This is a genomic window from Streptomyces prasinopilosus, assembly GCF_001419695.1.
Lineage (GTDB): Bacteria > Actinomycetota > Actinomycetes > Streptomycetales > Streptomycetaceae > Streptomyces > Streptomyces prasinopilosus.
Genome location: NZ_LIRG01000673.1, coordinates 1 through 2,702, shown reverse-complemented (window position 1 = coordinate 2,702; position 2,702 = coordinate 1). Strand labels below are relative to the sequence as shown.

The 2,702-nt window shown below is 75.5% G+C and carries 3 protein-coding genes; 2 read left to right on the top strand and 1 reads right to left on the bottom strand.

Features of this window, described 5'->3' with window-relative positions; translation table 11 throughout:
• Window positions 1–849 (bottom strand): ATP-binding protein (locus AOK18_RS24300; RefSeq protein ID WP_157865155.1); only part of this gene is annotated, 849 nt, incomplete at its 3' end.
• Window positions 850–1,296: 447 nt separating this feature from the next.
• On the opposite strand from AOK18_RS24300, the gene AOK18_RS24295 reads away from it, so the two are divergent.
• On the top strand, window positions 1,297–1,968 hold the full coding sequence (locus tag AOK18_RS24295; protein WP_055574412.1) for a helix-turn-helix transcriptional regulator: 672 nt from the start codon (window positions 1,297–1,299) through the stop codon (window positions 1,966–1,968).
• Between the two features lie 163 nt (window positions 1,969–2,131).
• A partial coding sequence (locus AOK18_RS24290; RefSeq protein WP_055695716.1) for a Pvc16 family protein occupies window positions 2,132–2,702 on the top strand: 571 nt, incomplete at its 3' end.

The window sequence follows — 2,702 nt, the reverse complement described above, 5'->3', positions numbered from 1 at the left end:
GCTGGCCAGCCACCAGGCGACGGCGTCCGGGTAGCCGCCCGGGTACAGCGCGGCGCAGGTGTCCGGCAGTGCCGCGAGCGGGGCGGGACCGCCGGCCGCGCCCCCGGACGCCAGGTCGTCCAGCAGGGCGCGCAGCAGCAGCGGACTGCCCGCGCCGGCCCGTACGCAGTCGGCCACCCGGGCGGGCTCGGCTCCCGGGAAGGCGGCGCGGACCAGTTCCGCGGCCGCTTCGGCGCTCAGCGGGGCGAGGGTGTGGGTGCGCACGAGGTCGGGCGGGAGTGTGTGGGCGAGACCGGTCCCGGACCGGTCGATGTCGTACTGGCAGCGCTCGGTGACCACCAGGAGCACCGGCAGCCGGTCGAGGCGCCGGGCCGCCTCGGTCAGCCAGCGGCGCGAGGCCGGGTCGGCGGCGTGCACGTCGTCGACCGCCACGAACAGCGGGGTGCGGTCCGCCTGCCCCCGCAGCAGCAGCCGCCACAGCCGGGTGGCGTACGCGCGGGGGTGCGGGGCGTCCGGGTCCCCGGCTTCCGGGTCCTCCTCCCCGGTCGGGACGTCGTCGGCGAAGCCCGTCTCCTCACCGAGGAGACGGCGCAGGACGGCCCACTCCGTGCCGGTGTCCTCCGGGGTGCAGCGCGCGCGCAGCACCCGCATCCCCAGGGACGCCGCGTGCGCGGCGGCGGCCTCCAGGAGGGCGGTCCGGCCGGTACCGGTGGCCCCGCGCAGCAGGACCAGACGGCCGGATCCCCCACGGGCGCGTTCGGCGGAGGCGGCCAGCAGCCGCAGGACGTCACCCCGTTCGCTGAGGGATTCCACTGGGGACAACAGGGCCTCCTGGACCGGACTGATCATGATCGGTGAGCGGGGGGACGGGCCGACGGGCGGACGAGCGGGGGGACACACGGCGTGCGGGCGGACGGGTGAGGGCAGGCGCGCCGTCCCTCCCCACCGGGAAGGACGCGGAAAAGGGTGCCCCGGATGCCCCAAGGGGCTCGCGGATGACGCCCGTTGGGGCACAGAACGGGGGATGGGGGAGTGAATCCCGGGCAGGGGTATGGACGTGCGGCACCGGGTCGTGTTGCATTCCGGCAGGGCCGGGCCGCACCCCCCGGCCGGGGCCCGCGGCACGCCCGGGGCGTACGCGACGGGGGCGCGCCTCGCGGACGGCGCGCGTGATCTCGTGGTGCGTCTCGTGGTTCTCCACGATTGTCCGCGTCCCACCCCTCACAGGAATGTGGACCCGGAACATCGGACCCGGGCGCCCCAGCGCGTGCCCGGACATCGGGCATGGGGAATCGGTTGCGCAGCTCACTCGTAACGGCGGAGGCCGTCCAGGCCGTCGAGCGGGAACCCCGGATCCCGGTGGTGGTCGACGCACCGGATCCCATCTCCCGGGCCGGCGCGGTCAGCGAACTCCGCAGGCACCCGGTGATCGACCTGGTGGACGACGGCCGTAACGGTCCGGGCACCGTGGCCCTCCTGATCAACGACCACCTGGACGAGGGGCTGCTGACCCGCATGCGCAAGCTCGTGCGCAGCGACGGCAGCCGGGCCGTGCTCGTGGTCGGCGCGATCCGGGAGACCGAACTCCTCGACGTGGTCGAGTGCGGGGTCGGCGCCATCGTCTGGCGCCACGAGGCCACCGCGCACCGGATGGTGCGGGCGGTCGTGGCGGCCTCCCGGGGCGACGGGGACCTGCCCGCGGACCTGCTGGGGCGGCTGATCAACCAGGTGGGCACGCTGCACCGCGCCTCGGCGGGCCATCCCGGGGGCGCCGCCACCGGGCTGACGGCCCGTGAGGTCGACGTCCTGAGGCTCGTCTCCGAGGGGCTGGACACGGGAGAGATCGCCGGCAAACTCTCGTACTCCGAACGTACGGTCAAGAACGTGTTGCACGGACTCACCACCCGGCTGCACCTCCGCAACCGTGCGCACGCCGTCGCGTACGCCCTTCGGGAAGGCTACATCTGACCGAACGGGCAATCGAGTTGACCCCCGCGGGCAGGTCCCCGTGCCCCGCCCCCGGACCGGGGCGTCCGCGGCACGGGACGTCCGCGGGCAGGATCGGTGGAGCCCCGCGGCCCGGCGGGTCCGGCGGCCGGAGGCCCCGGAACGGCAGAGCAGGAGGACGACGGTGATCCACGAGGTGGACGAGGTCCTGAAGGGGCTCCTCGAGGGCGGGGCCCTGGCCGGCTCCGGCATCGAGGTGTCGCTGGACGCCCCGACCCGGGACTGGGCGGCCCGCCGCAACGCGCCCGCCGTCAACGCCTACCTGTACGACATCCGCGAGGAGGTCTCGCGGCGCGAACGCGGCACGGTCGCGGTCACCGACGGCCGCGGCCAGGTGGTGCGGCGCCGCCAGCCGCCGCGCTGGTTCCGGCTGTCGTACCTGGTCACCGCCTGGACCAAGCGGCCCCAGGACGAACACCGCCTGCTGTCCGCCGTCCTGGCCACCCTGCTGCCCCGCGAGATCCTGCCGCCCTCCGAACTGCCCGGCGCCCTGGGCGCGCTGGGGCTCTCCGTGCCGCTGACGGTGTCCGGCAGCCAGACCGAGTCGCGGTCGCTGGCCGAGATCTGGTCCGCGCTCGGCGGTGAACTCAAGCCGTCGCTCGACCTGGTGGTGATCGCCCCGTTCCCGGCCTTCCCGGAGTACGACGCCGGCCCGCCGGTCACCGAGGGCGCGACCGTGCGGGTCCGCGCGGTCG